The sequence below is a fragment of the Acinetobacter sp. LipI_23 genome, assembly GCF_058243045.1.
Map to the genome: position 1 here is coordinate 1,289,601 of NZ_JBZAYJ010000001.1, position 23,097 is coordinate 1,312,697.

16 protein-coding genes and 1 pseudogene are annotated in these 23,097 nt (G+C 42.1%); 11 read left to right on the top strand and 6 right to left on the bottom strand.

Annotated features, from left to right (window positions below):
- Positions 1-51: 51 nt before the first annotated feature.
- Positions 52-903: an SDR family oxidoreductase gene (locus tag AC4CVD_RS06340; protein WP_490752477.1), complete on the bottom strand. Its 852-nt coding sequence runs from the start codon at positions 901-903 to the stop codon at positions 52-54.
- Positions 904-1,015: 112 nt separating this feature from the next.
- Between AC4CVD_RS06340 and AC4CVD_RS06345 the strand changes: the two genes are divergently transcribed.
- The 3 genes from AC4CVD_RS06345 (at position 1,016) to proB (ending at position 4,070) form a co-directional block, all read left to right on the top strand.
- Positions 1,016-1,396, top strand: a complete 381-nt coding sequence (locus tag AC4CVD_RS06345; protein WP_004693624.1) for a winged helix-turn-helix transcriptional regulator — start codon at positions 1,016-1,018, stop codon at positions 1,394-1,396.
- A gap of 299 nt (positions 1,397-1,695) precedes the next feature.
- A complete protein-coding gene (gene cgtA, locus AC4CVD_RS06350) occupies positions 1,696-2,910 on the top strand; it encodes an Obg family GTPase CgtA (protein WP_004980365.1) in 1,215 nt (404 codons plus the stop codon).
- A 26-nt stretch (positions 2,911-2,936) separates the two neighbouring features.
- On the top strand, positions 2,937-4,070 hold the full coding sequence (proB, locus tag AC4CVD_RS06355) for a glutamate 5-kinase (protein WP_005399671.1): 1,134 nt from the start codon (positions 2,937-2,939) through the stop codon (positions 4,068-4,070).
- 58 nt (positions 4,071-4,128) lie between these two features.
- Here proB and AC4CVD_RS06360 read toward each other — a convergent pair whose 3' ends face one another.
- The 3 genes and pseudogenes from AC4CVD_RS06360 to AC4CVD_RS06370 all read right to left on the bottom strand — a co-directional run bounded on the left by AC4CVD_RS06360 (position 4,129) and on the right by AC4CVD_RS06370 (position 7,942).
- Positions 4,129-4,725, bottom strand: coding sequence for a phosphatase PAP2 family protein (locus AC4CVD_RS06360; protein WP_490752480.1), 597 nt, complete (start codon positions 4,723-4,725; stop codon positions 4,129-4,131).
- 128 nt (positions 4,726-4,853) lie between these two features.
- Positions 4,854-7,048: pseudogene (locus AC4CVD_RS06365) on the bottom strand (TonB-dependent receptor family protein).
- 192 nt (positions 7,049-7,240) lie between these two features.
- Positions 7,241-7,942 carry an SIMPL domain-containing protein gene (locus tag AC4CVD_RS06370; protein ID WP_004693610.1) on the bottom strand — a complete coding sequence of 234 codons (702 nt, stop codon included), beginning with the start codon at positions 7,940-7,942 and terminating at the stop codon, positions 7,241-7,243.
- 471 nt (positions 7,943-8,413) lie between these two features.
- Between AC4CVD_RS06370 and AC4CVD_RS06375 the strand changes: the two genes are divergently transcribed.
- The 7 genes from AC4CVD_RS06375 (at position 8,414) to sohB (ending at position 18,497) form a co-directional block, all read left to right on the top strand.
- Positions 8,414-9,787 (top strand): diaminobutyrate--2-oxoglutarate transaminase, encoded by a 1,374-nt coding sequence (locus AC4CVD_RS06375; protein WP_490752482.1) that lies wholly within the window; start codon positions 8,414-8,416, stop codon positions 9,785-9,787.
- 2 nt (positions 9,788-9,789) lie between these two features.
- Positions 9,790-11,322, top strand: a complete 1,533-nt coding sequence (locus tag AC4CVD_RS06380; RefSeq protein WP_490752484.1) for a pyridoxal phosphate-dependent decarboxylase family protein — start codon at positions 9,790-9,792, stop codon at positions 11,320-11,322.
- A 1,093-nt stretch (positions 11,323-12,415) separates the two neighbouring features.
- Positions 12,416-13,441, top strand: a complete 1,026-nt coding sequence (locus AC4CVD_RS06385) for a substrate-binding domain-containing protein (protein ID WP_004693599.1) — start codon at positions 12,416-12,418, stop codon at positions 13,439-13,441.
- A 104-nt stretch (positions 13,442-13,545) separates the two neighbouring features.
- Entirely contained in the window at positions 13,546-14,925 is a 1,380-nt protein-coding gene (gene pstC / locus AC4CVD_RS06390; RefSeq protein WP_178927876.1) for a phosphate ABC transporter permease subunit PstC, read from the top strand.
- Positions 14,925-16,313, top strand: coding sequence for a phosphate ABC transporter permease PstA (gene pstA, locus AC4CVD_RS06395; RefSeq protein ID WP_490752486.1), 1,389 nt, complete (start codon positions 14,925-14,927; stop codon positions 16,311-16,313). The genes pstC and pstA overlap by 1 nt, the downstream gene beginning before the upstream one ends.
- A 13-nt stretch (positions 16,314-16,326) precedes the next feature.
- On the top strand, positions 16,327-17,241 hold the full coding sequence (gene pstB / locus AC4CVD_RS06400) for a phosphate ABC transporter ATP-binding protein PstB (RefSeq protein WP_004693593.1): 915 nt from the start codon (positions 16,327-16,329) through the stop codon (positions 17,239-17,241).
- 284 nt (positions 17,242-17,525) lie between these two features.
- On the top strand, positions 17,526-18,497 hold the full coding sequence (sohB, locus tag AC4CVD_RS06405; RefSeq protein ID WP_490753494.1) for a protease SohB: 972 nt from the start codon (positions 17,526-17,528) through the stop codon (positions 18,495-18,497).
- Positions 18,498-18,576: 79 nt separating this feature from the next.
- Here sohB and AC4CVD_RS06410 read toward each other — a convergent pair whose 3' ends face one another.
- Positions 18,577-19,788, bottom strand: coding sequence for an aspartate aminotransferase family protein (locus AC4CVD_RS06410; RefSeq protein WP_125273105.1), 1,212 nt, complete (start codon positions 19,786-19,788; stop codon positions 18,577-18,579).
- 162 nt (positions 19,789-19,950) lie between these two features.
- On the opposite strand from AC4CVD_RS06410, the gene grxD reads away from it, so the two are divergent.
- Positions 19,951-20,292, top strand: a complete 342-nt coding sequence (grxD, locus tag AC4CVD_RS06415) for a Grx4 family monothiol glutaredoxin (RefSeq protein ID WP_004693588.1) — start codon at positions 19,951-19,953, stop codon at positions 20,290-20,292.
- Positions 20,293-20,347: 55 nt separating this feature from the next.
- On the opposite strand, the gene AC4CVD_RS06420 is transcribed toward grxD, so the two are convergent.
- On the bottom strand, positions 20,348-22,981 hold the full coding sequence (locus tag AC4CVD_RS06420; protein ID WP_490752488.1) for a Lon protease family protein: 2,634 nt from the start codon (positions 22,979-22,981) through the stop codon (positions 20,348-20,350).
- Between the last annotated feature and the right edge of the window lie 116 nt (positions 22,982-23,097).

Sequence of the window (23,097 nt, forward strand, 5' to 3'; positions counted from 1 at the left end):
AAACACCACCAATCATTGGCGGTGTTTGAATGTGAAGATTAAAAGAGTGACTTAAAGTGAGGCTTTGATTGCATCTTGAATGTTCGTAGTTTTACGTCCAATCAATTGTTCTAGGTCTTGACTGTCACTATACATTGCACCTTGTATAGTTTGAATGTCTGCATCAACGATGACCTCAACTAAGCCAGCAGGTAAGCTCGCCTGAATTAGGCCTTGAGTGTATTCTTCCGCACTTAGGTTTTGATAATTAATGGTTTTACTCGCTGCTTGACCAATCAATGTTGCAAGCTCTGAGAGGCTAAAGCTTTGTGAACCTGCTAGTTCATAGGTTTGATTATCATGGACAGTTGACGTTAAGACTCTCGCTGCAGCTTCAGCATAATCTATGCGTGATGCCGAGCTAATGCGACCATCTTGAGCTGCTCCAAAAAGCGTCCCAATTTCAATGGTGTGAGCAACACCTGCAAGGTAGTTTTCGCTATACCAGTTATTTCTTAAGAAGGTGTAGCGTAGTCCACTATCTTGAATCAGTTTTTCAGTTTCACGGTGTTCTTGGGCTAAGCCGAGTGGCGATGTATCTGCACGTAGTAAGCTAGTATAAGCAAGATAAGGAACACCGACCACTTTTGCAGCATCAATCACTGCCTTGTGCTGAGGTGTACGGCGACCGACTTCATTTGCAGAAATGAGTAATAATTTATCTATACCTGATAGAGCAGGGACTAAAGTTTCAGGTCGGTCATAGTCAAACTCACGCACTTCAATATTTTGTGCTGTGAGATGTGTCGCATTGGCTGGGTTTCGCACAAGCGCAACAATGTTGTTGGCCTCAGTTTGTAGTAAAAGTTTTTCTATCACAATAGAACCCAATTGGCCTGTTGCACCTGTGATTGCAATTTTCATAAGTCACCTATATTGGTTGTTTTCTGTACTTGATGGTTTTATCTTAATCTGATAACTTACTAAATGAAAGTAAGTACCAAAAAGTAAGTAATAAACCAAATGGAGAGAAATGATGCACACCTATGCAACAAGCAAACTATTAGGTCAAGTTTTATCCACTGAGTGCCCATCTCGTGACATATTGGAACATCTTACGAGCAAATGGTCAGTACTGGTGTTGCGTTGTTTGAGTGATGGCGTACACCGTTTTAGTGAATTGAGACAGCGTATAGAAGGGGTGAGTGAGAAAATGCTTTCTCAAACCCTTAAAACACTTGAGCAAGATGGTTTTATTTTACGGACAGTTTATCCTGTAGTTCCACCTAAAGTTGAGTATCAATTGACGATACTTGGCTCTCAAGCGGCCGAAAAAACCATGTATCTAATTGGATGGATTGAAAAAAGTTTGCCTGAGATCTTGGAAAATAAAGAGCGAGTCTCAGCTTTAAAATAATGACTTAACATCAAAATAAGCAGAATAAATGGTTTGAATTAAGTGAGTTATAGGTTTCACAAAAAGTCATAGATTTGCTTGTAACAGAGTATATGCTGCTTAATTTATGTAAGTTGAGCATGGGATTAGGTTGATTGTTTTCAGGTACAAAACTGAAGAAAATCAAGAGAAAAAGAGCTAAATGCACGTTTTTAAGTGATTTGTCACTAAATTTCATGTTTCGCTCAATAATTCTATTCGAGAAATTTTGTAAAATATGGCAGAATATGCGGTTTTAAAGTATTTAGAGGATTGGCAGCATGCGCTTTGTTGATGAAGCAGTCATTACCGTAGAGGCTGGCGACGGTGGCAATGGCGTAGCCAGTTTTCGCCGTGAAAAATTCGTACCTTTTGGTGGTCCAGACGGTGGTGATGGTGGTCGTGGTGGTAGCGTATTTATCGAAGCTGATGATAATACCAGTACCCTTGTAGACTTCCGTTATACTCGCCGTTTCCGTGCGGAACGAGCTAAAAATGGTCGTGGCGCGAACTGCGCAGGCCGTGGTGGTGAAGACACCGTATTAAAGGTTCCTGTAGGTACAACCATTGTTGATACTGACTCAGGTGACATTATTGGCGACTTGGTTGAAAGTGGTCAGCGTGTGCTTGTCGCAGCGGGTGGTGATGGTGGTTTGGGTAATACTCACTTTAAATCATCGACGAACCGTTCGCCACGTAAGTGTACCCATGGTTTTAAAGGTGAATTCCGTGAAATTCGTTTAGAGCTAAAAGTACTGGCCGATGTTGGCTTACTAGGTATGCCAAATGCAGGTAAATCGACGTTTATTCGTGCCGTATCAGCAGCAAAACCTAAGGTTGCAGACTATCCATTTACTACGATGGTTCCAAACCTTGGTGTGGTTGATGCAGACAGTCACCGTTCATTTGTGATGGCGGATATTCCTGGCTTGATCGAAGGGGCTTCTGAAGGTGCGGGTCTTGGTATTCGTTTCTTAAAGCACTTGGCGCGTACGCGTATTTTGCTTCACATTGTGGATGTTCAGCCGATTGATGGTTCTGATCCTGCATACAATGCAAAAGCGATCTTGGGTGAATTAGAGAAATTCTCTCCGACACTTTCAAAGTTACCTATCGTTCTAGTGTTAAACAAAGTTGACCAACTTGCAGATGATACGCGTGATGAATGGTGTCAGCATATCTTAGATGAAATGCAGTGGGATGGCCCTGTATTTAAAACTTCAGGTTTGATGTCTGAAGGGACAAAACCAGTTGTGTATTACCTGATGGATCAAATTGAGCAACAACGTGAACGTGAGCTTGAAGATCCTGATTATGCAGCAGAAGTGAAAGCATTCCGTGAGCAGCTTGAAGCTGAAACACGCGAACAAACTATTGCCGCTAAAGAAGCATATCGTGAAATGCGTCGCCAACAACGTCTTGCAGGCCTGTTGGCTGATGATGATGAAGACGATGATGAAGATGACGGCGAAATGGAAGTGTTTTACGTACGTTAAGCTCGTAATGAGTAACTGAGGACAAGATGATAGAAGTGGTAGATGGGCAACGTAAGCTCGAAGCTTGTAAACGAATCGTTGTTAAAATCGGATCATCTTTACTCACAGCAAATGGGCAAGGTCTAGATATAGATGCAATTTCGCATTGGGCGAAACAAATTGCAGATCTACACAATGCCGGACATGAGATTATTCTGGTGTCGTCAGGAGCTGTGGCTGAAGGTATGGTTCGTATGAAGCTAGACAGCCGACCCACCGATCTACCCAGTCTTCAGGCGTGTGCTGCCATTGGTCAGATGGGCCTTATTCATACGTGGTCGAGTGTGCTTGAAAAACATCACATTCAGACTGCGCAAGTGTTATTAACCCATGATGACTTGGCAGACCGTCGTCGTTATTTGAACTCATGTGACGCTTTACAGAACTTGATTGAATGGCATGTGATTCCTGTAATCAATGAAAACGACACGGTTTCGACCGATGAAATTCGCTTTGGTGACAATGATACGTTGGCCGCGATGGTTGCAGGTCAAGTGCATGCAGATTTGTTAATTATTTTGACTGATCAGCAAGGCATGTTCGACTCAGACCCACGTTCAAATCCAGACGCTAAACTGTTCCATACCGTGCGTGCTTTAGATGAGAGCTTGTTTGATATGGCTGGCGGTGGCGGCAAGTTTGGTCGTGGTGGGATGTTGACCAAAGTTCGTGCAGCACGCTTGGCTGCAAAGTCTGGCTGTCCAACGCTGATTGCCAGTGGTGAAAGCGACAATGTGCTTGCACGTTTGATGGATGGTGAAATGCTTGGGACATTGTTTATTACTGACAATGACCGCATTACTGCTCATCAACAGTGGTTAGCAGCTCACTTACAAACTGCGGGTCGTTTGGTGTTGGATGATGGTGCTGTCAAGGCGATTAAAGATAATCATCGTAGTTTACTTCCAGTTGGTGTGAAAGCTGTGGAAGGGCATTTTGAACGCGGTGACGTGGTTGAATGTGTTGATATCCAAGGCGGACGTGTTGCGGTTGGACGTGTCAACTTTAGTTCGCGTTCTGCGGAGTTGGTAAAGGGCTTGGCGTCAGATAAAGTTCACCAAGTCCTAGGTGAAGCACGTTCACTTGAGATGATCCATCGAAACCACATGGCGATCTACTGATTTAAACGCATTAAAGAAATCCCGCTTTCGAGCGGGATTTTTTGTTTTAAAGCAAAAGTTATTTGATATAGTCTTTTTGAATAAGTGGCTTAAATAAGTAAAAGTGAATGGTGAGTACCCATTGCATGATTTTATCTTTATAGAGATTCCAAAGCTTTAAGCCAAAGAAGTTTAAGGCAAAAGCCAATAGAAAAGCGCCGAGCATATCTAAAGGGAAGTGCACACCAAGATAGACGCGTGACCATGCAACCAGCCAAGCCATGAACAAGAGAAAAATTCCCAGTTTACGCTGTGCAGAGAATAGATAAGAAAATGCGATACTGCTAAAAATCAGCATATGGTCACTCGGGAAAGAGCCATTGCGTGCATGGTAAATGAGAGTGCGTCCGACCTCCATGACGAAAGGCCTTGGGTGATAATACACATGAGAAATACATTGACTGATCAAAATGGCGATACTGGTAAAAATAAACGCCTTCAATATCTGCTTTTTAGTGTCATAGTTACCACGTAGCCAAAACCAAGCAAACAGTAAAATCATGCAATAGAGCAGGTCATTGGCGATGAAAATGGCAAAATGAATGCTGGTATTACTGGCTTCAGGAGAAGCATTAATCCATGAAAAAAGCGATAAATTAAGTTCTGAAAGAGTCATGAAAGTGGATTGTGTTTATCAAGTACGGAAGAGAGTCATAATTTTGTCATATTGTTAAAATAAAAAAGACCACAAAAATGTAGTCTTTTTTAACAGTTCAATGTAGTTGAACTAATTGGCTTTCAGTTTTAGAAATCAAATGACGTTTGAAGGTAGAAGGTACGTGGTTGCCCTACATATTTTCCGCCTGTTGAGTCAGTAGAACGTGTGAAATATTGTTTATCAAACACGTTTTTAACGCCACCCGCGATTTTTAAACCGTGGAATTGCTCACCAAAGTCATAGGCTGTACGCACGGCAAAAGTGGAATAACCAGGAATATCACCTAATTTTCCATCAGCCGATTCGTCAGTTTGATAGGTATCACCCGAACCTGGAGAATGCTGCTTAGATTGGGCAAACATATCTGCATTGACGCTCCATTGATTCACTTTATAGCCTAAACCAACATTTGCTGTATGGCGTGAGTAGAAAGGAAGGTCTTTGTCTTCAAAGTCACCTGCTTCAGCCACAGCTTTGGTGAAGGTGTAGTTGCTATAGAGTTTTAAGCCCTCAAGCGCATCGGTCAAATAAGCAAAGTCATAAGCCAGACCAAGTTCTACACCTTTGTGGCTGGTTGCGCCTAAGTCTGTCCAAATGCCATTGTTCTGGGCATCGCGTTCTAAAATTAACTCTTTTTTGAAGTCTAAATAAAACGCGGTTAATTCTGCATTTAGACCATTGCCTAAATATTTCGTCCCAATTTCATAGTTGTTGGACTTTTCAGGATGCAAGCCATCCGTTGTGCTTTGCGCAACCCCACCTTCTAAACGTGCCAATTGGTTGTATTGCTGTGGGCCGAATGAGACGCCCGCATTGGCAAAAATGTTCCAATTGTCTGTCGCTTTATACATGACCGATAGGCTGGGTAAAAACTCATCTGAATCAATTTTTGGAGAAACGGTATTAACTGCTACGCCTTGGTTATAGGCAGTAAAATTGTTATGCGTTTCAATTGATTCAAAACGTAGTCCCGGTGTGATGACCCAGTTCCCTAAATCGAAGCGGTTATCTGCATAAATTGCATGTGCTTTAGTGCCCCCTTCACTTGTGGTACGTGCTTTAATTTCGGTCACAGGTGCATTCAATGCATATGTAGATGAGCGACCTGAGAACTCAGAACTATCTTCATCTAAATAACGATAGCCGATAGTAAATTCGCTATTTGAGCTACCTAATTGGTATGCACGAGACCAGCGCGGTTCAATGGCAAAAACTTTGTAGTCGCGTGGAGAGGTGTCCATACGCGAAGTCGTTGCACTAAGATCTGTCTCTAAGTCGCTCGTGCGAAATGAGTCAATATAATAGGTCAGCAATTCAAAGTTATTTTTTTCATCTTGATGGGTATAGCGGAATGACACATCTGAGCGGCGACCAGAAAAATAATTACGTGACTTATTTGACTGATAAGGGTTTTGTGCATATTTTTCGGCAGTTAAGCCTTCAGGCATTTCACCATAACCTTCATAGTGATGTAGGTTTAAGGCAATCGCATCCGCATCTGTAATTTGATAGGCCGTTTTTAACATGACATCATCAATGTCAGTTTTATTATTGGCTTCACGGTAGCCATCACCTTTTGTGCCAGAATACAGTAAAGCAAGGCCTAGACCATTATCTAAGGTTCCCCTACAAATAAGTTCGGGCTGTATTTGACTTGATCTGTACCCGAAGCATATTCGATCGTTAGGCTGACATTACCTGCAAACTCTTGAGGAATAGCACGAGTTGCAAAGTTAATGATACCGCCAACGTTCTGCGGCCCAAAACGTACAGAGCCTGCACCACGAACCACATCTACAGATTCAATATTGCCTAATGATACTGGTGCTAGAGAAAGCTGAGGCTGTCCATAAGGCGCAAATGATAGCGGGACACCATCAAGCAGTACTGTAGAGCGAGGAGATATACGAGAGGCTAAACCACGGACCCCAATATTGAGTGAAACATCACTGCCACCAGTACCATTATTTTCTTAGACTTGAACACCAGGCACTTGCTTGAGGGCATCTTTAATTGAAGTCGCAGCAACTTCATCTAAGCGATTGCGAGTAATAATCGTACGAGCGCCTGCATGCTTTTGCACTTTCTCTGCATTGGCATCTTCTAACCAGTTGCCTTGTGCTTCAAGTTTGATGGTCGGAAGCACTTTGTTGCTGGTTGCTTCAGTGAGTTCTTCTGCTTGTGCATAGGTCAAGCAGCTCATAGAAAGTCCAATCGCAATACTGAGTTGTTTGGCTTTGAATAATCTGCGATCCTGCAGATGAAGACGTGATGAAATCATTCTTTTGTGCGCAATCCATAATAAAGAGCGCGGCTATCATATGCTGAACTTTGTTGAAATCAAATAATAACCATTATCACTTATTGCAATTAAAACACTAAAATTAATAGGCGAATTAAAGTTTTATTGATGGACACACAATAAAAAAGCCACGATTAACATGGCTTTTTTGATGAATTTGAATGAAATCTGTTATTTAAGTTGAACAGTACCATTTGCATTCACAGTGATTTTAGATTCACCGCCAGCTACATCTTGCATTGGTGCATCAGCTGCTGCAAATTTTGCACTTTCTGCACGCATCATGACTGGGCGAGGGTAGTAGTTGCTGGTATTAATGTTTAAGTTAACCAAGTTATAACCTGACTTACTCCATGCTTGTGCTAATGATTGTGCACGCTGTTGAAAGTTTTTCGATGCTTCAACAATCAGCTCATTTTCCACTTTCTTACGTTGTGTGTCGGACACACTAAAGCCGATTGACTGCGTTTGGAAGTTCTGCTGTAGTTCACCAATCAACTGGCTCGCCGCTTTAAAGTCGGTACTTTCTAAATTAATTTCAGCACGACCACGCCATTCTTTTAACTTTTGGTTGTCATCGTTGTAAATTGGGTAGGTGGTTTGAGAACCTGTTTCGACTTTTACGCTTGGATATTTACGAGCTAAAGCTGTGGCTTGATTCATCAGCTGCGTAATTTGTGTAGCGAGTTCGGCAGGTTGTTTGTTACTACGTTCAATGTAAAGTGTTGCATTCATTAAATCATTAGATACTTGGCGTGTTGCCTCGGCCTGAACATTGACAATATTGTAGTTCAATTGGTTCTCAGACTGAGCAAAAACTGCTGAGCTAAATAAAGCACTAAGCGCGATTGCTGGGATGAAGAATTGACGCATTTTTATTCCTTTTTTATTTAGGAGGAGTTTTGCAACATTTGTAAAAAGCTTAAAGCCAATTTGTGGTGAATTTGCGAAAATATTGTGGTTCGATTGTAAAAAAAGGTATAAAATATTTTTCAGAAAAACCTAGATAAATCTATTTATTTCAAAAACTTATTTTTCAACCAAGGTGAGTATTTTGAATTTTTGTGGCGAAGTTGAAAAATAAATAAATTCATCGGCTTTTCTTTACGTTGTCACACTATAAGAGGATAATTTAAGCTATGGTTTGGCATGATATATTTTTTTAGTAAATTTCTGGCAGATAATGTCCAAAAGCTGTTTATTTTATTGAAAATTTCTGTATCATCCGCCTCCTAGTTATGAAGTATCCAAACTCATATGACTAGATTTATAAAGCGCCGAGTCAAAGGACCAAAAGTCACCCGACTTATTTCTTTCAACCCATATCAGAGATGGTAATTCGATATGAGCGTTTCTTCTGTAAACCCTGCCACTAATACTACTAACGAATACTATTTGACTCGCCAAAGTCAGATGGAATCCAATGTTCGTAGCTATCCACGGAAATTACCGTTAGCGATAGCCAAAGCATTAGGCTGCTGGGTTACTGATGTTGAAGGTACAGAGTACCTCGATTGTTTAGCTGGGGCAGGAACATTGGCTTTGGGCCATAATCATCCTGCGGTAATTCAAAGTATTCAAGATACACTTGCAAGTGGTCTTCCTTTACATACTTTGGATTTAACGACACCTTTAAAAGATGCATTTACTGAAGCATTACTTGAACAATTACCAGGCGGTAAGGAAGAGTATTGTTTACAGTTCTGTGGTCCATCTGGTGCAGATGGCACGGAAGCAGCAATTAAATTAGCGAAGACGTATACCGGTCGTAGCACAGTGATTAGTTTCTCTGGTGGTTACCATGGTATGACGCACGGCGCTCTTGCAATGACAGGTAATCTGTCTGCGAAAAATGCTGTAAATGGTTTAATGCCAGGCGTTCAATTTATGCCGTATCCGCATGAATACCGTTGCCCACTTGGTTTAGGTGGTGAAGCGGGTGTGGATGCTTTGACGTATTTCTTTGAAAACTTCATTGAAGATGTTGAAAGTGGTGTAACCAAGCCAGCTGCTGTGATTCTTGAAGCAATTCAAGGTGAAGGCGGTGTGGTAACAGCGCCAACCAAATGGTTGAAAAAAATCCGCGAAGTGACTGAAAAACACAACATTGTGTTGATTCTTGACGAAGTTCAAGCAGGCTTTGCACGTTCAGGCAAAATGTTCGCATTTGAACATGCGGATATTGAACCTGACGTAGTGGTGATGTCTAAAGCCGTTGGTGGTAGCTTACCGCTTGCTGTATTAGGTATTAAACGTAAGTTTGATGCTTGGCAGCCAGCAGGTCACACGGGTACTTTCCGTGGTAACCAATTGGCAATGGGTACTGGTCTTGCAACGATCAAGACCATCAAAGAACAAAACCTTGCGCAAAATGCACAAGAACGTGGTGATTTCTTACAAGCTGAATTTAAAAAGCTTGCCCAAGAGTTCCCATGTATCGGTAACGTGCGTGGCCGTGGTTTGATGATTGGTGTTGAAATTGTTGATGAGCGTAAACTAGCGGATCATATGGGGTCTTTACCTGCAGATGGTCAATTGGCAGCAGCGATTCAAGCGGCATGCTTTAACAACAAATTGTTGTTAGAAAAAGGCGGTCGTAACGGCACAGTTATTCGTTTACTTTGCCCATTGATCATCACTCATGATGAATGTGTTGAAGCGGTTTCTCGCTTCAAGAAAGCAATTGCTGAAGCACTTGTTGCAACTCGAGGCGCGTAATCATGGTTGATTTTGCAGAACACCGTAAGGCGTTACTCTGCAATGATGCTGCATCTATTGCTGACTACTCGTCAGCAATGGACCAAGCGACTAAAGCAGTTGCAGCATGGTTGCAAAACGACAAAATGTACACGGGCGGTAGCATCAAAGAGCTCCGCAGTGCGATTGCATTTAATCCTTCTAAAGAAGGTTTGGGTGTACAAAAGTCACTTGAACGTATGGTTGAGCTTTTCTTAAACAAAAGCTTAAAAGTCCATCACCCGCACTCGCTCGCGCACTTGCACTGCCCAACTATGGTGACCAGTCAAATTGCTGAAGTGCTGATCAATGCAACGAACCAATCGATGGATTCGTGGGACCAAAGTCCTGCAGGTTCATTGATGGAAGTTCAGTTGATTGATTGGCTTCGTCAAAAAGTGGGTTATGGTGCAGGTCAAGCTGGTGTGTTCACTTCTGGTGGTACACAGTCAAACTTGATGGGTGTACTGCTTGCACGTGATGCATGTATTGCGAAAAACTGGAAAGACGAAAACGGTAATCCGTGGTCTGTACAGCGTGATGGCGTGCCAGGCGATGCGATGCGTAATGTCAAAGTCATTTGTTCTGAAAATGCACACTTCTCTGTGCAAAAGAACATGGCGATGATGGGCATGGGTTTCCAATCAGTCGTGACCGTTCCTGTGAATCAGAACGCACAGATGGATGTGGATGCACTTGAAAAAACCATGGCTCACCTTCAAGCTGAAGGTAAGATTGTGGCGTGTGTGGTTGCAACTGCGGGTACGACCGATGCAGGTGCAATTGATCCACTGAAGCAAATTCGTGAAATCACCAACAAATATGGCGCGTGGATGCACATCGATGCGGCGTGGGGCGGTGCTTTAATCCTATCGAACAATCATCGCGATATGTTGGATGGTATTGAGCTTTCTGACTCAATTACGCTGGATTTCCATAAGCATTACTTCCAAACCATCTCTTGTGGTGCGTTCTTGTTAAAAGACGAAGCGAACTATCGTTTCATGCACTATGAAGCTGAGTATTTAAACTCTGCTTATGACGAAGAGCATGGTGTGCCTAACCTCGTGTCTAAGTCACTTCAAACAACACGTCGTTTCGATGCGTTGAAGCTTTGGATGACTGTTGAAGCGCTTGGTGAAGAACTGTATGGTTCTATGATTGACCACGGCGTTACTTTAACTCGTGACGTTGCTGATTATATCAATGCAACTGCTGGTTTAGAGATGTTGGTTGATCCACAATTTGCATCTGTATTGTTCCGTGTAGTTCCAGCAGGCTACCCAGTAGAATTGCTTGATACCTTAAACCAAAACGTTGCAGACGAATTGTTTGCACGTGGTGAAGCGAATATTGGTGTAACTAAAGTGGGTCAAAATCAATCTTTGAAAATGACGACTTTAAGTCCAGTTGCGACTTTAGATAACGTGAAGAACCTGCTTGGTCTTGTCCTTGCAGAAGCGGATCGTATCAAAGGTTCAATCGAGGATGGAACCTATATACCTGCAATTGCTTAAACGATTGTTTGTGTAAAAAAGGGAGCTGATATCAGCTCCTTTTTTATGTGTTCTAAATATTAAAGAACATAACATCACTGGCTAAGTTTCTAATTTTAATTATGTTGGAGATGCTTTATTTTTCTATAAAGTAGTTGTCGATATCTGCTTGAACTACGATTTTCAGGAAAATGAACTTCAATAGTTAAGACTAATGCTAAATATTCGGGCTTTTGATTTTCAACAGGTAAATGATTTTCTTCACGGAATTTCAAGTTAAAGGTATGACCTGCACGACAGGCAAGTCCTTGTCATAATCCCGAAAAATTGGGGGGTAAATAAACGTGTTTGGCTAGCTGTCATGGGAAATGTCGCACTCATATGACTTGTCACGCTTCTTACGAAAAATGAATGGTTAAGGCGGTAGTAAGGGGGAGGAGAAACCCAAAATCTCCTTCTTTAAGCAATTTTTTAGAAAAAAAGATAAAGCGGTGTCCTCGGAAATACCCATTATTCGGACAAATATTTCTAAAAATAAGAAAGGTACTTGAGTCTAAAAAGTCATAGATTTGCTCTCGTATTCAAGATGAGTATGCTATTTTCTAAGAAATAAATGGGGGATAAAAGGTAAAAATTAAGACCTAAATGACGCTCAATTTTCTAAATATGACACCACTCATTTGTCATTTATAGGTTATGAAATTCTGACAAATGGCGAAAATTTATATGGATTCTGCATATGGGTATACGCAAATTTTTATAGATTAGAAGGGCTATTCAATGTTAAAGAAATCAAAATCTATGGAATTTTTTTTGCTTTATGTACTGATTCTAAATGTGTTTTATTTTTTATAAAAGCGTAAAAGATGTTGATGTAAAATGAATTACGCACTCTCGGTATATCGGAATAAGAAAAATTCTTTAGGTGTTTAAACTGGGTGAAATTGAACAAAGTGTAACGAATCATGGACAAATAAAAATAAACATCATGAAAGTGTCACAATGCTGTAACTTGCTTGTCATATTCTGAAATCAAAATGCAGTTATCCAAAAAAGTACAAGACTGAATAAAAAGTGGCGTACTCCAAAATGTTTAATATGTGAGATAACAAATATGCGCTTAAACCATATCGCACTTGCAGTAGTAGTTTCTGGGGCAGCTGTAGCAACCACGGCAAACGCAGCTCGTGACACAATCCAAATTGCGGGTTCTTCAACAGTTTTACCTTATGCAAGTATTGTTGCTGAAGAGTTTGGCAATACTTTCCCACAATTTAAAGCACCCGTTGTTGGTTCTGGCGGTTCTTCAGGTGGCTTAAAACAGTTCTGTAATGGTGTGGGTGATAACACAATTGATATCGCAAACGCATCTCGTAAAATTAAAGACACAGAATTAGCTGCTTGTAAGAAAGCTGGTGTGAACCAAGTGATCGAAATCAAAATTGGTTATGACGGTATCGTGTTCGCTTCAAATGCAAGCAAAGCAGCATACAAATTACGCCCACAGCACGTCTATGCAGCTTTAGCAGCGCAGTTACCATCTAACGGTAAAATGGTTGCAAACCCTTATACACGTTGGAACCAAATTGACAAAAGCCTTCCAAACGAACCAATCACTTTAGTGATTCCAGCATCAAACCACGGTACACGTGAAGTGTTCCAAGAAAAAATGGTTGATGCAGGCTGCGAAACTTATGCAGCAATCAAAGCAATGGATAAAGATGCACAAAAGAAAGCATGTTCAACTTTCCGTAAAGACGGCAAAGTGATTGAGATTGCGGGTGACTACACTGAAACTTTAGCGCGCTTAAAAACGTCGCCTAGCGCAGTAGGTGTGTTTGGTTTAGGTTTCTATGACCAAAACCGTGACAAGTTACGCGTAGCTACAGTGAACAATGTTGCACCATCTGAAAAGACTATTTTGAATGGTTCATACCCAGTTTCTCGCCCACTATTCTTCTACGTGAAGGGTGAGCATTTGAAATCAATCAAAGGCTTAAAAGAATACACTGAATACTTCATCAGCAAGAAAGTATCAGGTAAAGGCTCTAAGCTTGAGCGTGCAGGTTTGATCTCAATGTCAGACAAAGAGCGTGCAGCAGTTCTTGCGAACTTTAAAGCAGGCAAAGCGGTTAAGTAATTAAGCGTAGAAACAGTCAACGGTAGGCAAGTCCTACCTTTGACGTTTTTTACTAGGATTAAGTTTTTTCAAATAATGAAAATTGAAAGAACCGTGGAGAATACATGAATCTGCTACTTATAGGTGTGTTATTGGCACTGATTGCCATAGCCTATCAAATGGGCTTAAGCCAGAGCCGTAACTTAGCAGGTAAGGGAAATAATTCTGCAAAATTACACTCACGTCCGGGGTATTACGGTGCGTTAGTGGCTTTGTGGTGTGGTATCCCTGCTTTTTTAATTTTGATTGTTTGGAATATTGTTGAACCAAATGTTTTGAATCATGTGGTACTAAATCACGTGCCAGCACAAGTCGCTGCAACTTTAGATGCTGCTAGTACAGATGTGTTGATCAACCGTGTGGAAGCGATTGCCTCAGGTTTTGGTGTCACAGACACACCAGCCGCGTATGAGCTTGCTGCTGCGGAGCAACTGGCGAAGTTTCAAAGCATTGGTACATTTGCCAAAATTGCAGTGGTGATTTGTGCGGCACTGGCAGGTTTAGTCGCTGCGAAAAAGCGCATTGCAACTCAGTTTCGCGCTCGTAACCAAGTTGAAAAAGCCATCAATGTTGCACTTGCGCTCTGTTCTGGTGTCGCGATTCTAACTACGATTGGTATCGTGATGTCGATGTTCAGCGAAGCGATGCGATTCTTCCACTTTGTGAGTCCACTCGACTTTTTCTTCGGTACAGAATGGAACCCTGGCTTTAGTACTTCAGGTAGTGCAGACGGCAGCTATGGTTTGCTTCCGCTACTTTGGGGCACCTTAATGGTCAGTGGTATTGCACTCTTAGTTGCAGTCCCTGTGGGTTTAATGATCGCAATCTATCTTGCTGAATATGCATCTTCTGGTTTCCGCTCATGGGCAAAACCAACCATTGAAGTGCTCGCAGGGATTCCAACCATTGTTTACGGTGTATTTGCACTGATGATCATTGGCCCATTCTTTAAAATGCTTGGTGAATCCGTTGGTTTACACATCAACGCAACCAGCGCACTCACTGCTGGTTTCGTCATGGGGATCATGATTATTCCTTTCGTTTCATCGCTGTCTGATGACATTATCACGCAGGTACCACGTGCATTACGTGATGGCTCATTAGGTTTGGGTGCGACAAAGTCTGAAACCATTCGTCAGGTGGTGATACCAGCAGCACTTCCGGGCATTATCGGCGCGTTCTTGCTTGCAGCATCACGTGCCATCGGTGAGACCATGATTGTGGTGCTTGCAGCAGGGAACAGTCCTTTACTGCATGCCAATCCACTTGAAGCTATTTCAACTGTGACCATTACCATCGTAAACCAATTGACAGGTGATACTGACTTTGCAAGCCCGCAAGCTTTGGTGGCATTTGCACTGGGTCTGACACTCTTTGTGATTACGCTTGGTTTGAACATTGTTGCACTGTACATCGTGCGTAAATATCGTGAGCAATACGACTAATGACGACTTCTAATAGCACAGCAGATCAAGTATTTGATCCACAACTTGCGGCAGAATTACGAGAAAAGCGTAAGCAAACGATCAGTAATTCATTGGCAAAACGTCACCGTAAAGAAAAAACCTTTCGTTTCTTTGGTTTCTCGGCAGTGATTGCAGGTTTATTCTTTGTCGCGCTACTTTTTGGCAGTATTTTATCAAAAGGCTTACCTGCTTTTTGGCAAAGTAGCATGAGTTTACCCGTGTACTTTGACCCTGCCATTATTACGACAGGTGCAAAACCTGTACAGCGTGCAGGAGAATCTCCAGCGCAGTTTGAAGAGCGTTTTATTGCTTGGCAAACTGAAATGGGTATGGTGGATTGGGATGCTTTAATCGTGAATGCCATAATTGCAAAAGACCCAGCACTTGCTTCTAAACGCGATGATTTGGCTTCTTTGTACACCAGTTCTGAAGCGTATCGCTTACGTGATATGGTGATGAAAGATCCATCATTAGTCGGGAAAAAAGAAGACATTAAAGTACTTGCCGATGCAAACGTTGATGTGTGGCTCGCAGGAAATATTGACCGTAGTTTGCCTGATGAACAGCAACAGTTGAGCCCAGAAGTTCGTCAACTTGCCGATGAAATGAAAGCTTCAGGGGTAATGGAAAATACTTTCAATACCAACATCTTCGTCAGTCCAGACTCGCGTAGTTCTCCTGCAACTTCAGGTTTAGCAGGGGCATTCATGGGATCGCTGTTCATGATGTTGATCGTGATCATTATTTCGATTCCAATTGGTGTGGCATCTGCAATTTATCTCGAAGAATTTGCGCCTAAAAACTGGATCACTGACGTCATTGAAGTCAACATTAACAACCTTGCCGCTGTACCATCAATTGTCTTTGGTTTGCTCGGTGCTGCGATCTTTATTGGCTGGATGCATTTACCGCTTTCTGCGCCATTGGTCGGTGGTTTAGTGCTGAGCTTAATGACTTTACCAACGGTGATTATTACGACACGTGCATCGTTGAAAGCTGTACCACCATCAATTCGTCAGGCAGCTTTAGGGCTAGGTGCTTCACGTGTACAAACCGTATTCCATCATGTTTTACCACTTGCACTACCGGGGATTCTAACGGGTGCAATTATTGGTGTAGCACAAGCATTAGGTGAGACTGCACCGCTGTTATTAATTGGTATGAGTGCATTTGTTGCAAGTGTACCTACAACTCCATTTGATCAATCGAGTGCTTTACCTGTACAGATTTTCTTGTGGCAAGGTAATGAGCTGCGTAACTTCTTCGAAGGACGTACAGCAGCTGCGATTATTGTTCTGCTTGCAATGATGATTGGACTCAACAGTATTGCAATTTGGTTACGTAAGAAATTTGAAGTCCGTTGGTAAGTGAGGGCAAAATATGAATACCGTTGTTAAAAATTCCTTAGATCAGGATCAAACAGTGAATCAAGAACACACTCAATTTACAAACCCAAATACGACCTCAGGTCAGCAGGGTACTTCTTTTGTGTCGCAGTTCGATACACAGACTTCTGCTAAGAAAGATCAGGCACAAGGACAAGTCAAACTCAGCACTTCAGATGTACATGTTTACTATGGCGAAGCTGAAGCGATTAAAGGGATTGATTTGAATATCTACGAAAATGAAGTGATTGCATTTATTGGGCCATCGGGCTGCGGTAAATCGACCTTCTTGCGTACTTTGAACCGTATGAACGACACCATTGATAGCTGTCGTGTGACGGGTAAAGTGATGTTGGATAATCAAGATATTTATGACCCAAACCTAGATGTGGTACTGCTTCGCGCTCAAGTAGGTATGGTATTCCAAAAACCAAACCCATTCCCAAAGTCAATTTTTGATAACGTGGCTTATGGCCCTAAACTCCATGGTTTGGCGCGTGATAAGTATGACTTAGAAGAAATTGTAGAAAACAGCTTACGTAAAGCGGGCCTTTGGGATGAAGTCAAAGACCGTTTAAACCAACCGGGCACAGGCTTGTCGGGTGGTCAGCAGCAGCGTTTATGTATTGCACGTACCATTGCGGTGAGCCCTGAAGTGATTTTGATGGATGAGCCATGTTCAGCGCTTGACCCGATCGCAACAGCGAAAGTGGAAGAGCTTATTTCTGAGCTTTCAACGCAGTATACGATTGCAATTGTGACGCACTCAATGCAGCAGGCTGCACGTGTATCAGACCGTACCGCTTACTTCCATTTAGGTGACTTGATTGAAGTGAACTCAACCGAGAAAGTCTTCACTCAGCCAGATCATCAGTTAACTGAAGCCTATATTACAGGTCGTTTCGGTTAATACGCACAACTTGAAATATTTGAAAAAACAGAGCCTAAGTGCTCTGTTTTTTGTTATAAGCAGATATTAAGTCTAGTGACTAAAACAGCCATGATAATGGGCATTGTGTATTGCAGTCATATTGGACAATAGATGCGAAGATGTGCTGTCTGAGATATTGACTCATCTTATAAATGATTAAATGTGAAAGATAACGCATTACAGAATAAAACAAAAAATGGCTATTGAAAAAAAATGCCATTGACCTAATCTAGGTCATATACCGACGTATTATTTTAGAGAATATAATTTCTATGTTATTTCATTTACCGAAACTTCCCGCTGAAATTCGAATTACACATTTAAATGCGCGCATCAATGAACAACGTAAAAAAATTGCGCAAACTACAGCCTCTAAATTGGAGTTATTGCAGCTGACTCAGCAGTTAGCGAAAGAGTCCCGTCATCGTAAAAAGGCCAATCAAAAAGTTTATATTCTAGATTTTAAAGGTGATACTGCGGCAACAGCGGTAGAAAGCTTGCGTGAAGAAATCACCTTGATTTTAGCGACAGCTAAAGCAGGGCGTGATCGCGTTGTGGTACGTTTAGAAAGCCCAGGCGGTATGGTGTATGGTTATGGTTTGGCTGCTGCACAGTTGGTACGTTTACGTGATGCAGGTTTCAATCTCACTATCTGTGTCGATAAAGTTGCAGCGAGTGGCGGTTATATGATGGCATGTATCGCCAATCAGATTATTGCTGCACCTTTTGCAGTTGTCGGTTCAATTGGTGTGGTCGCGCAAGTTCCTAATTTTAATCGTCTGCTAAAAGAACATAATATCGATTTTGAATTATACACAGCAGGCCAATATAAACGTACAGTGACAATGTTTGGTGAAAACACAGCAGATGGTAAGGCGAAGTTTGAAGAAGAGTTACAACAGACACATGTGTTGTTTAAACATTTTATTGAAAAATACCGTCCACAACTCAATGTTGAGAAAGTAGCGACAGGTGAGCATTGGTATGGGCAAGATGCTTTAGATTTGAATTTGGTCGATCAGTTACAAACTTCAGATGCTTACTTGCTTAATTTGCTGACCGATCATGATGTTTATGTCATCTCAACGCGTAAGAAACCGACTTTAGGTGAGAAGTTAGGCTTACAAGCTGCGCAAATGGCAGATGCCTTGGTACCAGCAGTCATGAATAAAGTGATGGAAACCTTAACTAAAACCAACGCAAATTTTGTGCAAATGCGTGATCCAAAACTTTAATATTTAGTTGGCCGATTCATTTCAAAAAGTCTGGTTCCGAAATATGCAAAAAGCAATTTTAGAACCAGACTTTTTTGGCTTAAGCCAAGTACGCTTTAATCATTTTCACTAGACGTTCAATCAGTTGATCCGCCTGATCTTTGGTAATATTCAAGGTCGGCAGTAAACGCACCACAGAACCTGCAGTAACGTTAATGATGGTGTGGTATTCATCACGAGCGATGTTGACCAAGTCACCACATGCTTTTGGTAGCTCCACACCAATCATCAAACCAAAGCCACGGACAATCACATTTTGATCGGCAAGTTGCTTACGCAGTTGTTCTACGATGTAAGCGCCTTGTTCAGCTGCATTTTGTACAATGTTTTCTTTTTGCATAATGTCGATGATGGTATACACCACACGCGAACCCAATGCTGAGCCACTATACGTTGAACCGTGGTTACCTGCGGTCAATACGCCTACACCACGACCTTGAGTCATCACCGCACCAATGGGGAAACCATTACCTAAACCTTTGGCTGTGGTGAGTACATCAGGAATGATGTTGGTGTGTTGGTAGGCAAAGTATTCGCCTGTACGGCCATTACCTGTTTGGACTTCGTCCAACATCATCAGCCAGTTATGCTGATTACAGATCTGACGAATCTCTTCCAAGTAGCTAAAGCCTTGCGGAGCAGTGTTGACCCCACCTTCGCCCTGAATTGGTTCGACAAAGATTGCGACAATGTCAGGATGATGGATTGCAGCTTCTTCAATGGCTTCAATGTCGCCGAATGGGACACGAATAAAACCTTCAACCAATGGGCCAAAGCCTTCTTGGACTTTTTTGTTGCCTGTTGCCGATAAAGTTGCCATGGTACGCCCATGGAATGAGTGCTCTGCAACAATGATTTTTGGATTGGCAATGCCTTGCATGTAGCCAAATTTACGAGCAATTTTAATTGCACCTTCATTGGATTCTGCACCACTGTTTGAAAAGAATACTTCTTCCATGCCAGCAACTTCAGCAAGTTTTTGTGCTGCAGCCGTTTGCCAAGGTACTTCAAACAAGTTACTGGTATGAATGAGCGTTGCCGCTTGTTCTGCAATCGCTTCTGCAATGACAGGATGTGCATGGCCTAAACCACAGACTGCAATGCCCGTTAGCGCATCAAAGTATTCAGTACCATCTTCTGTGTACAGATAAGAGCCTCGACCTCGGACAAAGCTGATCGGCTGACGGCCAAATACTGGCATCAAATGAGAGGGTTGATCAGTTTGTACAGGAGCAAGGGTAATGTTATTCATGACTAACTCTTATCTGTTAGAGGGGAAGTGAAATCCAATATTAAGCAATTATGCTTGTAGTTTTAAAGCCTAAATCTAAATAAAAGTCGAAATATTGCTTTAGGCATACTGTTTTTCTACGTTTTGGGTATAATGCGGGTTAGATTAGTTGAGGATTGATCAATGACTGAACAAGCACGCGATACCGAAGCGTTAATTCGTGACCAAATTGCAAAACACGCTGTACTTCTTTATATGAAAGGCACCCCACAGTTTCCACAATGTGGTTTCTCTGCACGTGCTGTAGAAGCGCTTAGTCAAATTGGTCGTCCGTTTGCTTATGTGAATATTCTTGAAAATCCAGATATTCGTGCTTTGTTACCACAAATTGCAAACTGGCCTACATTCCCACAGTTATGGATCAACGGTGAGTTGATTGGTGGTAGTGACATTATTCTAGACATGTTCCAAAAAGGTGAATTACAACCTTTAGTTGAACAGCATAGTCCAGCACCTGAAGCTTAATCTTCAGTTGTAAAAAAGCGCCATTGAGGCGCTTTTTTTTGTTTGAGGGAAAGGGTTAATCCGCTGTAGTTGCTGTACTTATGGTTTCAGGAGTTTGTTCCGCTGCATTTTCAGTTGCAACTGTCTTCTTTTCAGCTTTTGCCTTTTTTTTGTCCTTCTTCTTTTTTTTCTTTTTCTTCGGCTCTTCTTCAAACTCAGCACCATCTTCAATGGCTTGCCAATAATCTAGCTGATCCATCACCGCCGCATAAATAGACTTCTTGGTATAGCGTCCTTTCTTGTCTAAAGTGCCGACTGGTCGAGCCATAAGTAGTTCAAGCGCTTGATCAATCGTATCTATAGCATGAATGTGGAACTGGCCATTTGAAACCGCTTCAATCACATCTTTACGTAACATTAAATGTTGCATGTTTTGGCGTGGAATAATCACACCTTGCTTGCCAGTTAAACCTTGAAGTTTACATGCATCAAAGAAACCTTCAATTTTCGCATTGACACCACCAATCGGTTGAACTTGACCCAATTGGTTCATTGAGCCAGTAATCGCCCAAGACTGATCAATCGGTAGCTGACTAATTGCAGAGATTAAAGCGGAGAGTTCAGCAACCGTGGCGCTATCACCATCGACTTGACCATAACTTTGTTCAAAAGCAAGCGCGGCAGAGAAGTGTAGGGTTTGTTCACGACCGAAGTGTGCTTTTAAGAATGAGGACATCAATAGCACACCTTTCGCATGCAGAGAGCCACCGAGCTCGACACTACGCTCAATATCTAGAATATCGCCGCCGCCTTGATACACGGAGGCTGTTAAACGTGACGGTAAGCCAAACTCGACATCCGCATAGTGAATGACAGAAAGTGCGTTAATTTGGCCGAGGCGGTGTCCACGCGTTTCGATGAGCTGTGTACCACGAGATAAATCCTGCCAATAGAGCTCACGTAAATAGCCTAAGCGATATTTGCGATGATCTAATGCCATATTAATGTGTTGATCCGAGACCATTTTATCGCCTGATTGGAAGGCGTGATGATGCGCCTCACGAATCAAATCACCCAAAGTGAGGGCATGTAGGGATAAGGAGCTTTGGTCTTCGGCTTGACGGCTAGAATCAGTCAAAAGTGCAGAAAGGGCAGATCGATCGAAAGGAAGTAGTTTATCGGCCTGTACATAGTCTGCAATCAGCTGCATATAGGCTTGTTCATTCACCTCATTACGCTGCAACGTATCAGTAAAGTCGGCACGGATTTTAAAGACACTGCCAAGCTCAGGTTCTACTTCAAGTATTTCATAATAAATTTCAGGCTCAGCCAGTAAAACCACTTTCAAATTCAGTGGGATTGCTTCGGGTTCAATTGAGATACTTCCTGTCAGCGTTAGCATATGCTCAAGTGAAGAAAGTTTTAACTGGCCTGATTTTAAAGCGCGTTTTAGCCCTTGCCATGCATAAGGCTGTTCAAGCAGTTGCTCTGCTTCTAACATTAAAAAACCACCATTGGCTTTATGCAATGTCCCCGGGCGGATTAAGGTAAAGTCTGTAGTAATAGTACCATGTTGAGTCAGTTGCTCTACGTGGCCAAGCAAATTGTAGTGAGTCGGGAAGTCTTCAAAAATAACCGGTGCACCAGCATTAGGCTTATGCGACACAATGACATTGGCTTGATAGCGCGAAGGGATACGACTAAACAGGCCTGGGGTAAAGTCATCTTCTTCTTGTTCGAGCACAACCTCGACATTGTTAATAATGTCTTCAGCATAATATTTTAAATAGTCTTTTAAGCCTTCAACCTCAGTAAACTTAGTCAGTAACTGTTCGACTTTAGGTAATAAAACTTGCTTGGCAATATCGCGATTCAACACTTGAACTTTATCGCGGGCGTCTTCCTCCAAGTCGCCTAAATGCATGCCTAAACGCTCAAGTTTTTTGTCCATGTGGCGTATATTGGCATTAATTTCAGAACGTTCTTTAGAGCTTAACGCATTGATGTCGGCCTGTGTCATTTCCAATACTTTATCGTCTACATACTGGACAGGGATAAAGCAGTGCTCATCATTCCGAGAGACAAGTTTGAGGTCGAGTTCTTCGCCTTCTTGGGTCAATTCAATCAAGGCTTGCTGCTGAACGTCACCCGTTTGTTGACGAATGGCTTCTATATGGTTGTGGTAGATTTCAGCAGTAAAGCGACGCTCGAGCTGCTTTAAAGTGGTTTGCCATGTTTGATGTAACATGGTTTGAAATTTTACCGCCTGACCCGCAGGCAACTCTAAAGCAATCGGTTGACGTGGGCTTTTAAAATTATAAACGTAAACCCAATCGTTCGGTGTCGGCATATTTTTGGCGTGTTGCTGGAGTAACCGCTTGACCATGGTGCGCTTGCCCAAGCCGGCTGTCCCTACGGCGAAAATGTTATAGCCAGAATAAGGTAAGGAAATGCCTGCTTCAACTGAAGCACGTGCACGGTCTTGCCCTAAAAAATTATTGAGCGGTTTAATACGACGCGTTGAGGCTGGAATCTTATCCAGAGCAGGGGTATGCGTCAGTTGCTCTGCTTGAAGTTGTGTCTTTGCTAAGGTCGTTTGAATTTCGGGTTGGTCAAATGCTGAACTAAGGTTGTTTTCTGGATTTTCTTGACTATTTAATGCAGGTGGTACAGATAAAGAAGAGCTCATTTGATCGTGTTTTTGGGTCACTTTGAAATCCGAAACTAAAGATTGCGTTAGAAACTTAAAGGTATACAGGTTTAATGCAAAAGATCAAGCAAAGTCGCAGTGTTTGTCGACAAAAATAGAACATTGATTTTATAAAT

Excerpts from the sequence above, each read along its gene's own strand:
- AC4CVD_RS06340 (WP_490752477.1), bottom strand. The coding sequence starts at position 903 with ATGAAAATTGCAATCACAGGTGCAACAGGCCAATTGGGTTCTATTGTG.
- AC4CVD_RS06345 (WP_004693624.1), top strand. The coding sequence starts at position 1,016 with ATGCACACCTATGCAACAAGCAAACTATTAGGTCAAGTTTTATCCACT.
- cgtA (WP_004980365.1), top strand. The coding sequence starts at position 1,696 with ATGCGCTTTGTTGATGAAGCAGTCATTACCGTAGAGGCTGGCGACGGT.
- proB (WP_005399671.1), top strand. The coding sequence starts at position 2,937 with ATGATAGAAGTGGTAGATGGGCAACGTAAGCTCGAAGCTTGTAAACGA.
- AC4CVD_RS06360 (WP_490752480.1), bottom strand. The coding sequence starts at position 4,725 with ATGACTCTTTCAGAACTTAATTTATCGCTTTTTTCATGGATTAATGCT.
- AC4CVD_RS06370 (WP_004693610.1), bottom strand. The coding sequence starts at position 7,942 with ATGCGTCAATTCTTCATCCCAGCAATCGCGCTTAGTGCTTTATTTAGC.
- AC4CVD_RS06375 (WP_490752482.1), top strand. The coding sequence starts at position 8,414 with ATGAGCGTTTCTTCTGTAAACCCTGCCACTAATACTACTAACGAATAC.
- AC4CVD_RS06380 (WP_490752484.1), top strand. The coding sequence starts at position 9,790 with ATGGTTGATTTTGCAGAACACCGTAAGGCGTTACTCTGCAATGATGCT.
- AC4CVD_RS06385 (WP_004693599.1), top strand. The coding sequence starts at position 12,416 with ATGCGCTTAAACCATATCGCACTTGCAGTAGTAGTTTCTGGGGCAGCT.
- pstC (WP_178927876.1), top strand. The coding sequence starts at position 13,546 with ATGAATCTGCTACTTATAGGTGTGTTATTGGCACTGATTGCCATAGCC.
- pstA (WP_490752486.1), top strand. The coding sequence starts at position 14,925 with ATGACGACTTCTAATAGCACAGCAGATCAAGTATTTGATCCACAACTT.
- pstB (WP_004693593.1), top strand. The coding sequence starts at position 16,327 with ATGAATACCGTTGTTAAAAATTCCTTAGATCAGGATCAAACAGTGAAT.
- AC4CVD_RS06410 (WP_125273105.1), bottom strand. The coding sequence starts at position 19,788 with ATGAATAACATTACCCTTGCTCCTGTACAAACTGATCAACCCTCTCAT.
- grxD (WP_004693588.1), top strand. The coding sequence starts at position 19,951 with ATGACTGAACAAGCACGCGATACCGAAGCGTTAATTCGTGACCAAATT.